This window comes from Streptomyces sp. WM6372 (genome assembly GCF_001279655.1).
In the GTDB taxonomy this organism is placed as follows: Bacteria; Actinomycetota; Actinomycetes; order Streptomycetales; family Streptomycetaceae; genus Streptomyces.
This window is the reverse complement of sequence record NZ_LGDB01000212.1, coordinates 22,173-39,687: the sequence shown is the minus strand read 5'-3', so window position 1 is coordinate 39,687 and position 17,515 is coordinate 22,173. Positions and strand designations below refer to the sequence as shown.

General features: G+C 74.5%; 19 protein-coding genes. 11 read left to right on the top strand and 8 right to left on the bottom strand.

Features of this window, described 5'->3' with window-relative positions; translation table 11 throughout:
- The first annotated feature begins 116 nt into the window (after nucleotides 1-116).
- A complete protein-coding gene (locus ADK52_RS28875; RefSeq protein ID WP_053692785.1) occupies nucleotides 117-860 on the top strand; it encodes an SDR family NAD(P)-dependent oxidoreductase in 744 nt (247 codons plus the stop codon).
- A 55-nt stretch (nucleotides 861-915) separates the two neighbouring features.
- On the opposite strand, the gene ADK52_RS44630 is transcribed toward ADK52_RS28875, so the two are convergent.
- Entirely contained in the window at nucleotides 916-1,668 is a 753-nt protein-coding gene (locus tag ADK52_RS44630; protein WP_053692784.1) for a peptidoglycan-binding domain-containing protein, read from the bottom strand.
- A 423-nt stretch (nucleotides 1,669-2,091) separates the two neighbouring features.
- Between ADK52_RS44630 and ADK52_RS28865 the strand changes: the two genes are divergently transcribed.
- Both ADK52_RS28865 and ADK52_RS28860 read left to right on the top strand, forming a co-directional pair.
- Nucleotides 2,092-2,532 (top strand): hypothetical protein, encoded by a 441-nt coding sequence (locus tag ADK52_RS28865; RefSeq protein WP_053692783.1) that lies wholly within the window; start codon nucleotides 2,092-2,094, stop codon nucleotides 2,530-2,532.
- A gap of 62 nt (nucleotides 2,533-2,594) precedes the next feature.
- Entirely contained in the window at nucleotides 2,595-3,434 is an 840-nt protein-coding gene (locus ADK52_RS28860; protein WP_053692782.1) for a MerR family transcriptional regulator, read from the top strand.
- Here ADK52_RS28860 and ADK52_RS44850 read toward each other — a convergent pair.
- On the bottom strand, nucleotides 3,347-3,760 hold the full coding sequence (locus tag ADK52_RS44850; protein WP_053692781.1) for a hypothetical protein: 414 nt from the start codon (nucleotides 3,758-3,760) through the stop codon (nucleotides 3,347-3,349). The genes ADK52_RS28860 and ADK52_RS44850 overlap by 88 nt on opposite strands.
- A gap of 61 nt (nucleotides 3,761-3,821) precedes the next feature.
- Here ADK52_RS44850 and ADK52_RS28850 point away from each other — a divergent pair, with 61 nt between their 5' ends.
- Nucleotides 3,822-4,310, top strand: a complete 489-nt coding sequence (locus ADK52_RS28850) for a hypothetical protein (protein ID WP_234344298.1) — start codon at nucleotides 3,822-3,824, stop codon at nucleotides 4,308-4,310.
- 489 nt (nucleotides 4,311-4,799) lie between these two features.
- Nucleotides 4,800-5,291: a GNAT family N-acetyltransferase gene (locus ADK52_RS41790; protein ID WP_053692800.1), complete on the top strand. Its 492-nt coding sequence runs from the start codon at nucleotides 4,800-4,802 to the stop codon at nucleotides 5,289-5,291.
- A gap of 62 nt (nucleotides 5,292-5,353) precedes the next feature.
- On the opposite strand, the gene ADK52_RS28840 is transcribed toward ADK52_RS41790, so the two are convergent.
- Entirely contained in the window at nucleotides 5,354-6,343 is a 990-nt protein-coding gene (locus tag ADK52_RS28840) for a helix-turn-helix transcriptional regulator (protein ID WP_053692779.1), read from the bottom strand.
- Nucleotides 6,344-6,458: 115 nt separating this feature from the next.
- Here ADK52_RS28840 and ADK52_RS28835 point away from each other — a divergent pair, with 115 nt between their 5' ends.
- Nucleotides 6,459-6,935, top strand: a complete 477-nt coding sequence (locus ADK52_RS28835; RefSeq protein ID WP_078988678.1) for a DUF3224 domain-containing protein — start codon at nucleotides 6,459-6,461, stop codon at nucleotides 6,933-6,935.
- Nucleotides 6,936-7,021: 86 nt separating this feature from the next.
- Here ADK52_RS28835 and ADK52_RS28830 read toward each other — a convergent pair whose 3' ends face one another.
- Nucleotides 7,022-9,754 (bottom strand): DNRLRE domain-containing protein, encoded by a 2,733-nt coding sequence (locus tag ADK52_RS28830; protein ID WP_053692778.1) that lies wholly within the window; start codon nucleotides 9,752-9,754, stop codon nucleotides 7,022-7,024.
- Nucleotides 9,755-9,948: 194 nt separating this feature from the next.
- Between ADK52_RS28830 and ADK52_RS28825 the strand changes: the two genes are divergently transcribed.
- Complete coding sequence (locus tag ADK52_RS28825) at nucleotides 9,949-10,650, top strand: HAD family hydrolase (protein ID WP_053692777.1); 702 nt, start codon at nucleotides 9,949-9,951, stop codon at nucleotides 10,648-10,650.
- Between the two features lie 38 nt (nucleotides 10,651-10,688).
- On the opposite strand, the gene ADK52_RS28820 is transcribed toward ADK52_RS28825, so the two are convergent.
- Nucleotides 10,689-12,632 (bottom strand): glycoside hydrolase family 5 protein, encoded by a 1,944-nt coding sequence (locus tag ADK52_RS28820; RefSeq protein ID WP_053692776.1) that lies wholly within the window; start codon nucleotides 12,630-12,632, stop codon nucleotides 10,689-10,691.
- Nucleotides 12,633-12,885: 253 nt separating this feature from the next.
- Between ADK52_RS28820 and ADK52_RS28815 the strand changes: the two genes are divergently transcribed.
- The 3 genes from ADK52_RS28815 to ADK52_RS28805 all read left to right on the top strand — a co-directional run bounded on the left by ADK52_RS28815 (nucleotide 12,886) and on the right by ADK52_RS28805 (nucleotide 14,558).
- Nucleotides 12,886-13,188 (top strand): hypothetical protein, encoded by a 303-nt coding sequence (locus ADK52_RS28815; RefSeq protein ID WP_030157868.1) that lies wholly within the window; start codon nucleotides 12,886-12,888, stop codon nucleotides 13,186-13,188.
- Between the two features lie 172 nt (nucleotides 13,189-13,360).
- On the top strand, nucleotides 13,361-13,822 hold the full coding sequence (locus tag ADK52_RS28810; RefSeq protein WP_182508717.1) for a cyclic nucleotide-binding domain-containing protein: 462 nt from the start codon (nucleotides 13,361-13,363) through the stop codon (nucleotides 13,820-13,822).
- A 292-nt stretch (nucleotides 13,823-14,114) separates the two neighbouring features.
- Entirely contained in the window at nucleotides 14,115-14,558 is a 444-nt protein-coding gene (locus tag ADK52_RS28805) for an SSI family serine proteinase inhibitor (RefSeq protein WP_053692774.1), read from the top strand.
- Between the two features lie 137 nt (nucleotides 14,559-14,695).
- Here the strand turns inward: ADK52_RS28805 and ADK52_RS28800 are convergent, their stop codons facing one another.
- Together ADK52_RS28800 and ADK52_RS28795 are read right to left on the bottom strand one after the other, a co-directional pair.
- Nucleotides 14,696-15,577 (bottom strand): GNAT family N-acetyltransferase, encoded by an 882-nt coding sequence (locus ADK52_RS28800; protein WP_053692773.1) that lies wholly within the window; start codon nucleotides 15,575-15,577, stop codon nucleotides 14,696-14,698.
- Between the two features lie 32 nt (nucleotides 15,578-15,609).
- Entirely contained in the window at nucleotides 15,610-16,053 is a 444-nt protein-coding gene (locus ADK52_RS28795) for a hypothetical protein (RefSeq protein ID WP_053692772.1), read from the bottom strand.
- A 155-nt stretch (nucleotides 16,054-16,208) separates the two neighbouring features.
- Here ADK52_RS28795 and ADK52_RS28790 point away from each other — a divergent pair, with 155 nt between their 5' ends.
- The gene (locus tag ADK52_RS28790; RefSeq protein ID WP_053692771.1) at nucleotides 16,209-16,949 is read left to right on the top strand and encodes an SIR2 family NAD-dependent protein deacylase; all 741 of its coding nucleotides are present in this window, start codon (nucleotides 16,209-16,211) and stop codon (nucleotides 16,947-16,949) included.
- Here ADK52_RS28790 and ADK52_RS28785 read toward each other — a convergent pair.
- Nucleotides 16,946-17,431, bottom strand: a complete 486-nt coding sequence (locus tag ADK52_RS28785) for a VOC family protein (RefSeq protein ID WP_053692770.1) — start codon at nucleotides 17,429-17,431, stop codon at nucleotides 16,946-16,948. The genes ADK52_RS28790 and ADK52_RS28785 overlap by 4 nt on opposite strands.
- Nucleotides 17,432-17,515: the final 84 nt, after the last annotated feature.

Sequence of the window (17,515 nt, the reverse complement as noted above, 5' to 3'; positions counted from 1 at the left end):
GCATTTCCGCTGGTCCAGCCGAAATCCCGGTGTTAGCCTGACGCGCCCCCGCCACCCAACAGTTTTGCAGCCCCGCTGCCCCGCCGCCCCGCCGCCCCGCCGCCCAGGAGGTCCCCGTGCCCCGTCGTCCGGTCACCGTCGTCACCGGAGGCAGCAGAGGCATCGGCGCCGCGACCTGCCTGCGCCTCGCCGCGGACGGCCATGACGTGGTCCTCGGCTACCACCGCGACGACGCGGCCGCCGATGCCGTCGCGCAGCGCGTACGGGCGGCCGGCGCACGCTGCCTGACCGTACGCGGCGACACCTCCGACGAGTGCGGGGTGGAGCGGCTCTTCGACATCGCCGGTGCCGAGTTCGGCGCGGTGACCGGGCTCGTGAACAACGCCGGGGTGACCGGCCCGCTCGGCCGGCTCGCCGACACCGCGACCGAGGACCTGCGGCGCGTGGTCGAGGTGAACCTGCTCGGGTACCTGCTGTGCTGCCGCCGCGCCGCCCGGGACATGGCGGGGGCGGGCGGCGGGGCGATCGTGAACGTGTCCTCGGCGGCCGCGACGCTCGGCAGCCCCGGCGACTACGTCCACTACGCGGCGACCAAGGCGGCCACCGACGCCCTGACGGTGGGGCTGTCGAAGGAGCTCGGTCCGGACGGGATCAGGGTCAACGCTGTGGCGCCCGGCATCATCGAGACCGACATGCACGCCGCGATGGGCGACCCCGGACGGCCGGCCCGGGCGGCCGCCGGGATCCCGCTCGGGCGGGCCGGTCAGCCGGAGGAGGTGGCGGGGGCCGTGGCCTGGCTGCTGTCCCCGGACGCCTCGTACACGACGGGCGCCGTCCTGCGGGTCTCGGGCGGTCGCTGACACCCGCCGCCGACCGCGGGCAGCCGACCGCCGGCTCCGGCCGCCGGCTCCGGCCTCAGCCTCCGAAGGCCGCCCGCGTGGCCGGGCCGTAGACCCCGGGCTGGTCGCCCTTGATGTCCCGGTCGCGCTGGAGCTGTGCGACCCCGCGCTTGGTCTGGCTGTCGTACTCGCCGGTGACCGAGACGTACGTGAACCCCTGCCCGTGGAGCCGCTCCTGGAGGGCGCGCACCTCGGGCCCGCGGTCGCCCATCCGCAGCGTCCCGGAAGCCGCCGGGGTCGGCGGCCCGGACGGGGCGCCCGGCGGCGCCGGCTTGGGGGTCTGCCCCGCGGACGATCCCACCGGTCCGGGGCCCGGCGCCGAGGCCGATGCGGCCGACGAGGGCGCGGAGGCCCGTACGGACCCCTCGGGCGGGGGACCGGCGTCGGCCCCGGCTCCGGGGCTGCGCGCCGGGAGCACCGGAACGGACAACTCCGGCGGCTTCACGGCCCGCCGGGGCTCCGGGTCGGGTCCGCTCGGCAGGAACGCCAGCCCGCCGGCCGCGGCGAGGGCGAGCAGGGCCAAGGCCACCAGCGGGCCCCGGCTGCCGCGCTCCCGGCCGGGGCCGGTAGCGGCCGGCTCCGCACCGGAAGCGGGCTCGGGTCCGTCGTCAGACCGTGGTTCGGGCGCGCGGAAGGACACGGGGACGGGCCCGGTGTGCGGCCAGGCGGGCGTCGTCGCCCGGGGCGGCCGCCCGGAGGGGGCCACGTACGGGCGCACGAACAGGCGGTCTTCGGGCACGCCTGCGCTCTCGTCGGAGTGGTGGGACACGGTTGTCTCCCGGCGGGGGTGGGGACCGGCGCGGCGGTGCGGTGTCGGCCCCCACCCTGCCGGTCAGGCCCTGCGCCGCCGCGCGACCAGGACCATGCCCGTGGCGGCGCCCGGCCGAGGGGCGCCTCCGGTCGTCATGGGGTCAAGCGAATCGCGGACCGGTGCGAACATATGAGATATCTCCGAAGTGCAGCTCATGCGGTGGTTCTTGACTGCTTGATCGGCGCACTCTTTCCTCCCCGGATGGCCCGGGTCAAGCCGGGTGTCCGAACTGCCCCATCCGTCCGTTCCGCTTCTCGGCTCCGGTAGCCCTCGGCATCCGGACCGTGACGATGAGGACACCGGGGACCGACTCCGCCGCCGCTTCACCCGGACGCGTGAGTACGGGCCGGCGGGCGGCCCGCGGTGCGGCATGGTGGTCGGATGCAGTTACGCCGGGCCCTGCCCCTGTCCCTCGTCGCACTGCTCGCGAGCACCGGCTGCGTGTCCGTCGGCCCGGAGGCGTCCCCGGCTCCGGCCCGCGGCCCCTCGGCGCCCACCAGCGCGCAGGACACGCCCGAGGCACCGACCGCCCCCGACCTGCCGCCGAGTCCGCCGGAGTCGCTGCCCCTGCCGCTGGGGCAGCTCCCCGAACCCCCGGTCGAGCCACCGGTCCGGGCCGCCCCGGAGCGGCCGCCCGCCGCACGCGGCGCGGAACCGCCCGCGGCGCCGCGCCGGGCGCACCCGCCCAAGCCCGCGCCGCCACGCACCCCGCGGCAGCCGGCCACGCCGCGGCTGCCGCGCCCGGACGAGCTGTGCGCGGCCGCCGAGGGCGCCGTACCGCCCTCCATCGTGGATCTCTGCATCCGGCAGTATGGCCGCTGACCAGCAGACATCGCTCAGGACTTGACCCTCCCCCCGTGTCAGGGCCTGCACTGGAGGGCGTCATGTTCACCATCGGAGACTTCGCCAAGCACGGCCGGGTGTCGGTCCGCATGCTGCGCCACTACGACGCCATCGGACTGCTGCGCCCGGCCCGTGTCGACCCCGCCACCGGCTACCGCTCCTACGAGGCCGGGCAACTCGCCCGCCTCAACCGTGTCATCGCGCTCAAGGAACTCGGCTTCAGCCTGGAACAGGTGGGGTCGATCCTCGACGAGCGGCTGGGCGCGGAGGAGTTGCGCGGCATGCTCCGGCTGCGCCGGGCGGAACTGGAATCGGCCATGGCCGCCGCGGCGGCCCGGCTGACCCAGGTCGAGACGAGGCTCCGGACCATCGAGAGCGAGGGATCCATGTCCACCGTCGACATCGTCGTCACAAGCCTCCCGCCCGTCCGGCTCGTCGAGCTGACCGGGGTCGCGGGGAGTTACGGACCGCAGGACATCGGGCCGGTCATCGGCCCGCTCTACGACGAGCTCTGCCGCCGGATCGAGGCCGCCGGGGTGGTCCCGACCGGCCCGGGGGTCGCGTACTACGAGGACGCGCCGGGCGCGGAGCCCGGCGCCGTCCTCGTCCACGCGGGGCTGCCGGTGGGGGCCTCGGTGCGCGCCGAGGACCTCGGGGGCGCGGTGCGCGTGGTCGAACTGCCCGGGGTCGAGCGGGCCGCGACCGTGGTGCACCGGGGTCCGATGGACGCCGTCCTGCCCACCGCCCAGGCGCTGGCGCACTGGATCGACGCGAACGGCCACCGCTCGGCGGGCTACGCGCGCGAGGTGACCCTCTCCTGCCCGGAGGACCGGACCCAGTGGGTCACCGAACTCCAGGAACCGCTCGCACCCGTCGTGTAGGAGCTGTCGGGCCGTCCCGGACCCCGTCGGACAGCGGCGGGGCACGGGCGGGAGCCGGCAGTGCGGCGGCGGACCGTGCGCCGGCGGGCCGTGCGCAGGCGGTGCATCGTGGCGTGGCCGCGGCGGCGCCACTCGGCTCGGGGCAGGCCCGCCCGCTGTCCCCCTCCGGTGATGAGGGCGTTGACGGGGGTGTGCGGGTCCGCGGCCATGCCCTTGGCCACCAGGACGCCGACCACGAGCGGGACCAGGGCCACGGCCAGGGCGGAGCCGGCGGTGGTCACGTGCTGCATGCGGCGCGGGCGGGCCGCGGCGGCGTCGGAGGTCATGCCCCCATTCGATCAGCGGCGGGGTCGCGGGGAATCGGGGCGGATACTCAGGCCGTTGGGTGTGAGGTACTCAGACCGCACCGAGGAAGGGTGGTGGGTGGTGACGGCGTCCTTCGAGCCGGCGACCGGCGACGGACCGGAACGGCCCGCCACGGCGGCGCGGGAGGCCGAGGTCCGGACGGCGTACGAGGGCCTGCTGCAGATCCGCCGCCTGGTGAACGGCCGGGCGGGGACGGCGGTTCCCGCGCCGTGGGAGCTGCGGCAGATGCCGCGCGCCGTGGCCCTCGTACTGGAGGCGGCGGCCCTCCCGCCATCGGCCGTGGACGCGGGGGGCCGTCGTACGCGGACGGGGTACCGGGTGGCGCCCGGACCGTCCGGGGGCGCGGCGGTGGAGGTGACCTGGCTCGGGCCGCCCGGCGGCGGCGCGGCCGAGGCGGAGCAGGAGCGGCTGACGGCCTGCGCGGCCGCGCTGGAACCGCTGGGCTGGGGCTGCCTGCTCTACCGGGGCCCGCGCCGGCGCCGCTTCCTGGAGGTGGAACCGCCGCGCTGACGGCTCGACCCGGGCCGTCCCGCATCCGACCCGGCCCGCGCCCCGCCGCACCCGGCGGAAATGCGGTTTCCGGAAGCCCCCGTATCCGGGCAGACTCGCCCGATGGGCATGCTCGACGCAGTGGCGGACCGCACAGGCCGGGGCGAGACCGTGGAGTTCCGGCCGACCGGCGGCTCGATGGTGCCGCTGATCCACAGCAGGCAGCGGGTCCGGGTCGCCCCGGTCGACCCCGCGCTCGTCGAGCCCGGCGACATCGTGCTGGCCCGGGTCTCCGGCACGGTGTACCTGCACCTGGTCTCCGCCGTGGACACCCCGCGCCGCCGCGTGCGGATCAGCAACAACAGGGGCCGGGTCAACGGCTGGACCGGCCACGACCGGGTCCTCGGGATCTGCCTCGCGGTGGACGGCGTACCCCGCCCGGGTGCGGCGGCCAAGGTCCGACGGCCCCGGGCCCGTACGGCCGCCGCCGGTCGCCTCGGCACCGGCCGCCTGGACCTGCTCCCCCTGCGCGTCGAGCACGCCGCGGAGATGGCCCTCGTCCTGGGCGATCCCGTACTGCACGAGTTCATCGGCGGAGCCCCGCTCACGGCCGGTGCGCTGCGCGAGCGATACGCCCGGCTGGCAGCGGGGTCCCCGGACCCCGCGGTCGTGTGGTGCAACTGGGTGCTGCGGCTGCGCGGGGACGGGGCGCTGGTGGGGACCGTGCAGGCCACCGTCACGCCCGCGCGGGACACGGCCGAGCTGGCCTGGGTGATCGGCACCCCCTGGCAGGGCCGGGGCTTCGCCACCGAGGCGGCCCGGGCCGTGACGGCATGGCTGGCGGACCTCCCCGTCGGGCTGCTGATCGCGCACGTCCACCCGGACCACCACGCCTCGGCGGCGGTCGCCGCGGCCTGCGGCTTCGCCCCGACCCCGCACCGCGAGGACGGCGAGATCCGCTGGCAGCACCGCCCGACGGCGCCGCCCGGCACCGGGGCCTAGACCGCAAAGACCTGCCCGACCGGCCGCCCGGCCGACCGCCCGCCCGGTCGTCACCGGCGTGTTCAGCCGTACCGTTCGGCCAGTGCGGCGACGGTGGCCGCGAGGGCCCGGCGGAGTTCGGGCGGGGCGAGGACCTCGGCCTCGGTACCGAGGCGGAGCAGGTCTCCGACCGCGACGGCCTCGGACTCGACCTCCAGGTCGACGCGGATCCAGCCCTCCGGGTCCCCGGGGCCGGCCGGTCCGGCGCCGGCCAGCGCCCGTACGCCGGCGGCGCCGAACTGCATCGGGAGCAGCCTGCGCCCGCGCGGGGACAGCAGCAGCCGGGCGGTCCCCTGCCGGGTCGCCTCCTCCATCCGGCGCGCGGACTCCGCCCAGTACGCGGCGAGTTCGAATCCGTCCGGACGCTCGAAGCCCTCCTCGGAGGTGTCCACGGCGAGGAACCGCGAGACCCGGTAACTGCGTACGCGCTCGTCGGCGGCGCGCGCCACCAGGTACCAGATGCCGCCCTTGAGGACGAGGCCGAGCGGGTGCAGCGGGCGCCCGGCCCGCTCCTCGCCGCTCCAGCGGCGGTAGTGGGTGAGCAGGACGCGCTGGTCCCAGACCGCCTGGGCGATCCGCGCGAGGTGCGGTACGGGGTCGGCGTCGCGGAACCAGGCCGGGGCGTCCAGGTGGAAGCGGTCCTGGAGCCGGCGGGCCCGCTCGGCGAGGGCGGCGGGCAGCGCCGCCTGGAGCTTGAGCTGGGCGGCGGCCAGATCGGCGCCGAGGCCCAGGTCCTGCGCGGGCCCGGGCGCACCGGCGAGGAAGAGGGAGCCCGCCTGGGCGTCGGTGAGACCGGTGAGACCGGTGAGCCGGGTGCGGTAGCCGTCCATCAGCCGGTAGCCGCCGGCCGGTCCGCGGTCGGCCTGGACGGGGACGCCGGAGGCGCCGAGGGCCTCGATGTCCCGGTAGACGGTACGGACCGACACCTCCAGCTCGGCGGCCAGTTCGGGTGCGGTCATCCGGCCGCGGTTCTGCAGCAGGAGGAGCAGGGAGAGGAGCCGGTCGGCGCGCATGGGGTCATTGTGGCGGGGCTCCGGGATACCTGACAGAAGGTGTCAGGTATCCCGGACAGACTGTTCTCGTGTCGGGGGGACCGAGCCCGCCCGGCCGTGAACCAGGAGGTCCTCCATGTCCGCCCGCACCGACGCCCCTGTCGGCACCGCTCCCACCGGCGACGCCCCCACCAGCACCACCCCCACCACCGGCCGCACCACCACCGGCCGATTCACGTTCGCCGACTGGCAGGAGCAGCCGGTCGGCTCGTCCGACTCCACCCCGCGCCTCGCCCGCTCGACGGTCGTCAACGCCTTCACGGGCGGCATCGAGGCCGCGGCGACCCACGCCGGCTACACGATCGCGTACACCGGGGAGGGCACCGGCTCCTACACCGGCCTGGAGCTGCTGTCGGGTGCCGTCGACGGCCGGAAGGGGGCGTTCGTCCTGGAGCAGCGCGGCACCTTCGACGCCTCCGGCACCAGCTGCACGTTCGAGGTGGTCCCCGGTTCCGGGTCGGGCGAGCTGGCCGGGCTGTCGGGCTCGGGGGCGTTCACCTACCGCCACGGCGAGACGTCCGTCGCGTACGAGTTCAGCTACACGACGGCGTAGACGGCTGGACGGCCACAGGGGGCGCGGACCGCATCGGCCCGCGCCCCCTGTCCCGTACGCCCCTCCGGCCGCGGACGCGGCTACGGCTACGGCGCGCCGAACGTCAGCGTCAGCTGCGGCGTGCCCTCGTTCGCCGCCGCCTCGGAGGACCACAGCCACAGCGCGTCCGCACCCGGGCTGGTCAGCGCCAGGCCGTAGCTCGTACCGAGCGCGCCCGCGAGGGCGGCCGTGTTCAGCCCGGTGGTGTGCACCGCCGAGCCGTCCGGGATCCCGGCGAAGCTGCCGAGGGCCGGAGCGCCCGTGGCGGGGCGGTTGTTGTAGGTGGTGCCCGCCTCCGTCCACGTACCGGTGACCGGGACCACCGAGACCGTGTCCGCCGTACCGGCACCGCCCATCGTGCTGGTCTTCACGCTCAGGGAAGCCGACTTCAGCACGGTGCCCGCGGGCGCGGCGGGCAGGTTGAAGCGCAGGTAGCTTGTGTACAGCGAGGTGCCGCGCACGGCGAGCGAGGACGAGGTCCCGTAGTTCCCGTCCGGGGCGCCCGCGTTGGCGTACGTGTCCTCGGCGGCCTGCACCTGGACGACCGAGTCGGCCGGGGCGGTGGCCAGGGCGTAGTGGTTCTGCACCTGGGCCGCGCTCAGGACGCTCGGGTAGACGGCCGTCTCGTCGAGCCGGCCCGCCCAGAACTCGCTCGTCGGGCGGTCCGGCCAGGCGGCGAGGCTGTCGCCGCCCGCGTGCCAGTAGCCGGCGTAGTTCTCGTGCGTGGTGACGCCGAGGGTGCCCTTCTGCGCGCCGTCCACGTAGAGGACCATGCCGCCCGGTCCCTGGGTGGCGACGACGTGGTGCCACTTGTCGTCGTTGTAGGCGGTGCCGGTGGCGATGGTGCGGGTGGCGCCGGTGTACACGCCGTAGACGAGGCGCCCGTCATTGGTCATGTAGATGTGCTTGTCGTACTGACTGCTGCCGCGCACCTGGTTGTTGCCGAAGCCGAAGAGCTTGCCGCCCCGGGTGGTGTTCGTCTTGAACCAGGTCTCGATGGTGTAGCTGCCGCCGATGCTCTGGCGCAGGTCCCCGTAGACCCGGTTGTCCGTGCCGTTGAAACCGATCGCCGTGCTCGCGCCGGAGACCGCTGCGGGCGTCTGGCGCAGGGCGGGGGCGTTCAGGTGCACGCCGTTCTGGTTGCCGCTTCCGGAGGAGTCGGCGACGTTCGGCAGGGAGGCGTCGTCGTAGCGCCAGAACAGCTGGGCGCCGTCCGCGCGGACCTGGTTGGGGTACGCGTCGGCCGAGGTCGGGACGGTCACGCTCGCGGTCGCCGACAGGGCGCTGGTGTTGCCGGCCGCGTCGGAGGCCGTCACCCGGTACGTGTACGACTGGCCCGCGGCGACGGTCGTGTCGGTCCAGGAGGCCTGCGGGCGCTTGAAGAACAGCGAGTCGGCCGTGACCGTGGCGATCGGCGTGCCCGAGCCGCCCCGGTAGATCCGGTAGGTCAGCGCGCTGTCGTCCAGGTCGAGGCTGGTGCGCCAGCGCACCTGCACCTCGCCGGGTCTGAAGCTCGCCGCGGTCGCGACGGGCACGGTGGGCGCGCCCGTGTCCCCGGTCGACGCGAAACGGGTCAGGCTCTGCTGCGCGGAGCCGTTGACGGTGGTGAACTCGCCGCCGACCCACAGGTACTGGACGCCGCCCTTGGAGCCGACCGCCATCACGCGCGGGCCGATGCCCTCGCCGATGCCGTCGTTGGTGTCGGGGGCCCAGCCCAGCTTTCCGACGCTGGTCGTCGGCTGTGCGAGCAGGTGGTGGCGCTGCCCGTCGGGGTACTCGCCCACGCTGGAGCAGTCGTGCGCGTGCGAGGCGCTGTAAAGCACGTTCTGGTACGGGAGCACGGCCTGCGTGGCGCCGAGGCAGGTGTCGCGCCAGCGCTGGTTGAAGTCGCTCAGGTTGAGCGCGATCCGGCCGTCGAAGACGCCGCCGCCGGTGCCTTCGTTACCGGTGTAGAACCCGGTCGCGTCGGTCGCGATGTCCTTGACGACGGAGTTGGTCTCGATGAAGCCGGGGTAGCTCTTGGTGAGCGCGCCGCTGGTGGAGTCGACGACGGCCAGGGCGTGCGAGTTCGTTCCGTTCACGGTGAAGAAGTCGCCGCCGAGGACGACGTCGTGGCCGTCGGGGGTGACCTCGACGGCGCGGCCGGGCTCGTCGGCGTCGGCCCGGAAGGGCCGCAGCGCGCCGTCGGCCGCGTCGACGGCGGCGAAGCGCTCGCGCGGCTGGCCGGCGACGGTGAGGAAGTCGCCGCCCGCGTAGACCGTGTCGTTCGTGACGGCCAGGGCGCGCACGGTGGCCGCGAAGGCAGGGCGGAAGGCGGTCTTGACGGTGCAGGTCGCCACGTCGATGGCGGCGAGGCTGGAGACCGGGGTGCCGTTGACCGCGCCGAAGTAGCCGCCCGCGTACAGGGTCTGCTTGTCCGGGGAGAGGGTGAGCGCGCGGACGGTGGCGGTGCCGCCGCCGACCGTGAAGGAGAGGTGGCAGGAGGTCGGGACGCCGGTCGCGGCGTCGAGTGCGGCGAAGTTCACCGCGGACTGCTCGGCGCCGCCGTCGCCCTCGGGAGGCCGGACGGCGGAGAAGGTGCCGCCGACGAACACCGTGCCGCCCGCCTCGGCGAGGGCCCAGACGACGCCGTTGGGCTGCCACGTGGACAGCGGGTCGGCCGTGAAGGCCACGGGCGGGGTGATGGCCGCCGCCTGCGGGACGAGGCCGAGGCCTATGCCCGCGCCGGTCCCGGCCAGGGACAGGGCGAGAGCGGCCGCGAGCCTTCTGGATCTACGCATGAACCCCCCAGTTCGGTGTCACTGTGCGCTGATTGGCCGAAAACAGTCGTTCAGCCGCCGTCCTCGACCGTGCCTACGGGCGCACCCTAGGCCCCTTTGCTCCCCTGTTCACCCCTCTTGACGCATCGGATGCCAAATTCGCGGACGCCCGGAGGGAGCCGCAGGCGGACCGGGCGCCGCATATCCTTCGCGCCATGATCACTTCCACTGAACCGATCGAACTCGTCATATTCGACTGCGACGGGGTCCTCGTCGACACCGAGCGGATCGCGGCCCGGGTGAACGTCGCCCTCGGCGCGGAGCTCGGCTGGCCGCTCACCGAGGAAGAGGTGATCAGCCTGTTCATCGGCCGCTCCAGCGCCTCGAACCGGGAGACGGTCGCCCGCCGCCTCGGCGCGGAGGCGGCCCGGGAGTGGGAGGAGCGTTTCGCACGGATGCACGCGGAGGCGGTGGACGCCGGGCTCACCGCGGTCGACGGCCTGCCCGAGGCGCTCGACGCGATCACCTTGCCGACCTGCGTCGCCTCCAGCGGAACCCACGAGAAGATGCGGCACACCCTCGGGCGCACCGGCCTGTACGAGCGGTTCGCGGGCCGCATCCACAGCGCCACCGAGGTCGACCGCGGCAAGCCCGCCCCGGACCTCTTCCTGTACGCCGCCCGGCGCATGGGCGTCGCCCCGTCGGCCTGCGCGGTCGTCGAGGACAGCCGCCCGGGCGTCGAGGCGGCCCGCGCGGCGGGCATGCGCTCCTTCGGCTACGCGGGCGGCCCGACCGCGGCCGCCGACCTCGCCGGCCCGGGCACCGTGGTCTTCACCGACATGCGCGACCTCCCGGACCTGCTGGCCGGCGGCGGCGCTCACGCCGCTGCCGCTGCCGCTGCCGACGGCGGTCGCTGACGCGGTCGCTGACGCCGCCGGCCTCGCGGACGGAAGGGTCAGGCGGGCGGCAGGGGGCGGCACAGGAGCGCCGCCGGCCCCGGGCGGGAGGCCGCGCGGGTGGTGAAGGCGATGCCCGCCGCGTACTCGGAGGGCAGGCACTGGCCCTTGTAGTCGCCGTACGCGTACTCGCCGCCGGGGGCGCCGGGCGGGCGGTTGTCGCCGCGGTCGAACCAGAGCGTGCGGCCGCCCGCCGCGAGGGCGGTCCGGCTCGGCGCGCACAGGGCCGCCGAGACCCGCTCGCCGCGCAGGCTGTAGCCGATCAGGAACTGGCCCGCCGGGCACTGGAGCTTCGTATAGCCGGTGGCCCAGTCACCGCCCTGCGGGACGTACGCCTCGTCGCGGACCACCGTGTGCCCGTCCGTGGACGCCCGCAGGTCGGAGGTGCCGCACAGGCCGCGGCCGGCCGTGTGACCGAGTCCGGCCAGCCGGGAGCCGTCGGGGCAGACCGCCTTGCGGGCCCCGCTGTCCCAGTCGCCGGCGGCACGCGTGCGCAGCGATGCGTTGTGGTCGCGGTGGTCGGTGGTCAGCTGGTACCAGGCGGGGGTGACGGGGATCTGGCCGGTGCGCCCGGCGGTGCCCGCGAGGGCCGTCCACGGCTGCGTGCGCCAGTCGGCCGCGTCGAGCACGCCGGAGCGGCGCCCGGCGGAGTCGTAGCGGAGCATCGCCCAGGAGTCTCCGCCCGGGGCGCCCTGCGCGGTGGTGCTCCAGCCGACGAGCGGCCAGTACGCGAAGTCCGCGTCGACGGCGTTCAGATAGCCGGTCAGGTTCTGGAACCAGGCGCGCGGGAGGGCGCCCGTCTCGTCGGCGCCGATGCCGAACTCGCTGACCCAGACGGGCGCGGTGAAATGGGTGCCGGTTTCGGCGGAGACGTAGAAGGCCTGGTCGTAGAGGGTCTGTTCGAGCTGGGCCCGGCTCATGTCCTGGTAGCGGAGGTCGTGGGTCTCCCCGATGCCGGTCGCGCCGCTGTGCCGGGGGCCGGTGTACCCGTAGAAGTGGGCCGAGTACACGAGCTTGTTGGAGACGACGAGGGTGTGGGACAGGGTGCGTACGGGGGTCAGGGCGGGGCGGCCGTGCGGGAGGCCGTCCAGGGGGATGCCGGTCCAGTTGATGCCCTCGACCACGATGAGCAGGTTCGGATTGGCCTCGGCGAGGATCCGGTCGCCCGCCTCCTGGGCGGCCGCCTGCCAGTCGTGGTTGTCGCCGAGCCCCCAGTTGGGGTCGTCGAGCACGTCGCGGCGGACCTCGTTGTACAGGTCGGCGCCGACCACGCGCGGGTTGTCCCGGTAGCGGCGGGCCAGGAAGACCCAGTCGTCGGCCCACTGGGCGGTGGTCCGGCCGCTGTTCCAGCGCTCGTTGCCGTCGAGTCCGCAGCACCAGCGGGTGGTGACGGTGTGGTTGTTGAGGATGACGGCGAAGCCGGCGTCGGTGAGAGCGGCGACGACGGCGTCGTAGACCTGGAGCGGGGTCCGGCCGCGCAGCGCGGGGTTGGCGGCGACGGCCGCGTCCGGGACGGGGGCCGTGGCGCGGAGCATCTCGTTGGAGAAGGGCAGCCGGATGCTGTTGAGGCCGAGGGCCCGGAAGTCGGCCAGCAGGGTGGGCAGCGGCACCCGGTCCAGGCCGATCGGGATGCCGCCCGAGTTCTGGCCGGCGTGGTGGGTGGCGGGGTCGTTGCGGTCGCCGCTGCCGTTCCAGGAGCCCTGGGCGCCGTCCCAGTTGCCGGAGCGGAGCCGGAAGCGGTTGCCCCGCGCGTCGACGATGTAGCGGCCGCGGGTGGACAGCGGCGGGGTCCACGTCTCGGCCGGGGACGCGGGCGTGACCGGCGTGACCGGTGCGGCCGGCGCGGCCGGCGCGGCCGCGGCGGGCGTCGGTCCGGCCACCGCCGGAAGGACCCCCGCCAAGAGCAGGAGGGCGCCGCACAGCGCACGGATGAGGCTCTTCATGTCGCTCCTGCGAGGAATCGGGCAACGGACGCATGCCGCGGCCAAGTTACCGGCCGGTCGCCGACCATGGAACCCACGCGGGCACCGGCTTTCCCGCCACCGCCCGTACCCGTCGGCTCGGGCCGCCCTCCCGGCCGGGGCGGCGCCCGGGCCGCTTCCCCGTGCGTGGTCACCCTGGCGAAACGGCCCCGCGCGGGGCCGTCAGCGCCTACCGTGCCCTGGGGGGACGGGACCGTACGGGAGGGTGGGGCGGATGGACGAAGAAGAGGACATGCGGCTGGCGAGGATGACGCCGGAGATCTCCCGCCGCACCCTCACTATGCTGCGCGGGCTCGCCGGGCTGGAGCCGCCGGAGCAGGTGCCCGAAGACGCGATGATCGTCGCCGACGCGATCCTGGCCGAGCACGGCACCGACGGGCTGCGCGTCCTCGTGATGACTCTGGCGGCCTGGGCCACGGCACAGATCGAGAACGTCGCCGAGCTGAGCCGCCGCAGCCACGAGGCGGTCCTCGACGCGATGGAGCTGGCCTGCCTGGAGGCCAACGCCGAGGAATGACCCCTCGCGGGGCGCGACCGGCCGACTTCGGGGAGTCGGCCGCCGTGGCCGCCGAACCCGTGTGCGGGGCCGCCCGTGCGGGTACTCGAACAACCGGGTGATGCGCCGCGCCCGGATTCGTCCGGGTGTCGGTCACACTGGGGGTATCGGGGGGCCCTGATCGGAGGCCGTCGTGAGCACACCTTCCCCCATCCGAATCGCCGCCGTCCTCTCCGCCGAATACCGTGGGCGGCTGATGTCCCAGGCCCGCGAGGTCAATTTCCCCGAGGGTGCGAGGATCTTCGAGGAGGGCTCGCGCGCCGAGTCCTTCTGGATCGTGCGATCCGGCACGGTGACGCTCCAGATCCCGCTGCCCGCCCGCCGGCCCGCCCCCGTCGAGAACCTCGGCCCCGGGGAACTCGTCGGCTGGTCCTGGCTCTTCCCGCCGTACACCTGGCAGCTGAGCGCCGAGGCGATGACCCCGGTGCGCTCGTACGAGTTCGACGCGACCTCCGTACGCATGCTGATGGACGCCGATCCCGCCTTCGGCTCCGCCATCGGGCACTGGGTCGGGCGCGTGCTCGCGCTGCGGCTCCAGCAGACCCGCACCCGGTTGATCGACCTCTACGCCCCTCGCATCGCGACGGCCCGCTAGCGGCGCGCCGCGGCCTCGACGCGGGCGCGGGCGCGGGCGCGGAAGGCGCCCCGGAGCGGGACCGGAGCCGGCCCGGAACCGGCCCGGAACCGCCCCCGCGCATGTTTCAGCGCGTGTGTTCGGCCGTTTCGGCGGTGCGCTCCCCCACAGGTCAGCACCTCTCACACCGCTGCGGTCTGCATACATTCGCTTACGATCGGTGACGAAAAATGGGGGTACGAACGGGCGTTCACGGTCCGTGTCGGCAAGACTCCTGTCCGCTATCCGAAGCAACCACTCAAGGGAGTTCGAAATGCGGTCCATCGCAAAGGGTCTCGGCCTCGGTTCCGCCGCCATGGCGCTCACCGCTCTCACGGCCCTGGCCTGGCCCGGAGCTGCCGACGCCGCACCGTCCGGTGCGGAGAGCCTGTACGCGCCCTCCGCCCTCGTCCTGAGCATCACGGCCGGGGAGGACGCCGCGCACGGCACCGTGATGCGCGCCGTGACGCTCGTCTGCGCGCCGACCCCCGGCGGGACGCACCCGTCCCCGGCCTCCGCGTGTGCCGAACTGCGGGCGAACTCGCACCGGTTGGACGCGGTCGCCGCGCCCGGACCGGGCGTCGACTGTACCCGGGAGTGGAACCCGATGACGGTGACCGCGGACGGGGTGTGGCAGGGCCGCCGGCTGAACTACTCGTACACCTTCGGCAACCCGTGCGGCCTGCGGCACACCAGCGGCGCGCTCTTCGGCTTCTGACCCGGCACGACGCGACCGGCCGGGCGGCGTCGTGCGACCGCCGCCCGGCATCCGGCATCCGGCATCCGGCATCCGGCATCCGGACCACGGACCACGCGGCCCGGAGCTCCGCCCGTCCCGCGCCCGCCCCGCGTCCGTCAGCCCAGTTCCAGGCTCGTCACCCCGTACAGCCCGGCCAGTTCCACCTCCGGCGCCGGCCCGGTGTACATGCGGGCGGCCTCGAACGAGGGGGCCAGCCCCAGGCCGGCCAGCAGGCCGGTGGCCGCAGGATTGGCGTCGGGCACGTCCACGGCGACCGCCCCGTCGGGGGTGTGCTCCGCGAGCCGGTGCAGCAGGGCGGCCGCGACGGCCGGGGCGGAGGCGTACAGCGGGCCGATCCGGGAGGCCCCGCTGCACGGGCGGATCACCCCGAGGCCCTCGATCCGGCCGTCGCGGACGGCGGCGAGGGCGGTACGGCCCGGCAGCCCGGTCCAGGCGGACAGGAAGGCGTCGCGCGCCTCGGGGAAGAACCGGCGGTCGTAGGCGGCGAGCTGCCCGAAGGGCAGCGACGCGGCGTCGACCACCTCGAACCCGGCGCCGTCTCCACCGCCACCACCAGCACCGTCACCGCCACCCGAGCCGTTCGGCTGGGGGACTCCCTCGTAGCGGACGTTGTTCCAGGCCGAACAGAACCCGGACTTGCGGTAGTTGTCCTGCTGGTCGACCACCCCGTCCAGGCCGACGAGCCGCCCGTCGAGCCGCTCCATCCCGGCCTGCCACAGCCGGATCCCGTAGCCCTGTCCGCGGAAGGCGGGGCGGGCGATGTAGAAGCCGATGAACCCGAAGGCGGACCCGTACCGCACGGCCGAGATGCAGGCCACCGGCTCGCCGTCGATCCGGCCGACGAGGAAGCCGGCCGGATCGGCGACCGCGAAGGCGAAGCGGTCGGAGTCCCCCGGGTTCCACCCCTCCTCGTCGGCCCAGCGGCGGATCAGTTCCATGTCGGCGGCGCTCGCGCCGCTGATCTCGAATCCCGTCATGTCCGGTGTTGTACCAGACGGTCTACCAGGGGTCAGCCGGCGCAGATCACGTCGTCGAGCTTGATCGGCCGGGAGTCGAGGCGCACGTACGCGGTGAAGGTGTCCTGCTGGTCGGCCCCCCAGTGGGTGGTGACGGTGGCCCAGCCGACCCCGGCCGACTGGGCGACGGTGACCGGTCCGACCGCGATGTCCTGGGGCTCGTTCCTCGGCTCCTTCTGGGCGCAGAGCAGCACGTCGGAGCCCGGGGCGTGCGCCTGCTTCTCCTTGAGCTGCTGCGAGACGCGCTGGTCACGGTCGTGCGCGGAGGGGCCGTGGTGGCCGTAGAAGGAGGCGAGGAAGGTACTGATCTCGGGGGCGGTGTGCCGGTGGCGGGCGCCGACCGGGGTGGGATCGGCAGCGGCGGCGGCGAGGGCCGGCGCCGGCAGCGCGAGCAGGGTCAGCAGCAGGGCACCGAGGCCGTACGGGGTGGTCTTCATGCGGGATGTGTAACCACCGGGCGTCTTCACGGGCAGGGGTGGACCGCGGATCTCACTCCTGTGGGGGGCGGGATTCACCGCAGGAACGCCCCTCCCGGACCCCCGCCGCGTAATGCGGTCGCGGGTCCGGGCCGACCGTACGTAGGGTCGGGGACATGGGGAAGCCACTCGTCGCAGTGTTCAGTGGAGCAGGGATGTCCACCGATTCCGGGATTCCGGACTACCGGGGGCCGCAGGGGTTGTGGCGCCGGGATCCCGAGGCCGAGAAGCTGGTGACGTACGCGTACTACATGGCGGATCCGGAGATCCGGCGCCGCTCCTGGCGGATGCGCGCCGAAGTCGGGGCCCTCGCGGCGCAGCCGAATGCCGCGCATCTGGCCGTGGCCGAACTGGAGCGCACCGGCACCCCGGTCCGGGTGATCACGCAGAACGTGGACGGACTGCACCAGCTCGCCGGGATGCCGCCGCGGAAGGTGTTCGAGCTGCACGGGACCGCCCGGGCGGTGCTCTGCACGGCCTGCCACGCCCGGTCGGGGATGGACGAGGCGCTGGCCCGGGTCGCCGCCGGGGAACCGGATCCCGCCTGCCTGGTCTGCGGCGGGATCCTCAAGTCGGCGACCGTGATGTTCGGCGAGCGGCTCGACCCCGAGGTGCTGGCGCAGGCCGTGGCCGTGGCCAAGGGCGCTCAGGTGTTCATCGCCGTCGGTACGACGCTCCAGGTGCAGCCCGCCGCCTCGCTGGCCGGGATGGCCGCCGAGGCGGGGGCCCGCCTGATCATCGTGAACGCCGAGGAGACCCCGTACGACTCCCTCGCCGACGAGGTGATCCGCGAGCCGATCGGGACCGCCCTCCCGGCCCTGCTGGCCCGTATCGCCGCGGGCGGCGTCGAGGCCTAGCCGGCGTCGGCCGCCCTGCGCATCTCCGCCACGTCCAGCTTCTTCATCTTCATCATGGCCGCGGTGGCGCGGGCGGACCGCCCCGGGTCCGCGTCGGTGATCAGGTCGATGGCGCCGGGCGGGATGACCTGCCAGGACACCCCGAACTTGTCCTTGACCCAGCCGCACGCGGATTCCTGGCCGCCGTCCTTCGTCAGCTCGTCGTAGTAGTAGTCCGACTCCGACTCCTCGGCGCAGTGGATCTGGAACGAGATCGCCTCGGTGAACGGGAACTGCGGGCCGCCGTTGAGGCCCATGAACTTCTGACCGTTGATCTCGAACTCGACGGCCATCACGTCACCGGCCGTGCCCGGTCCCGCCTCGTTGTAGTAGCCGGTCCGGCCGATCTTCCCGTCCTTGAAGACGGACACGTAGTAGTCGGCGGCGTCCGCCGCGTTGCCGTCGAACCACAGACACGTGGTGAATCCGTTGCTGCTGCTCATGACTGCCTCCAGGCGGGTGCGTGGTCGAGTCCGTGCGGTGGGGCACCGTCTCGCTCCAATACAGACCGGCCCCGGGCCCGAAAT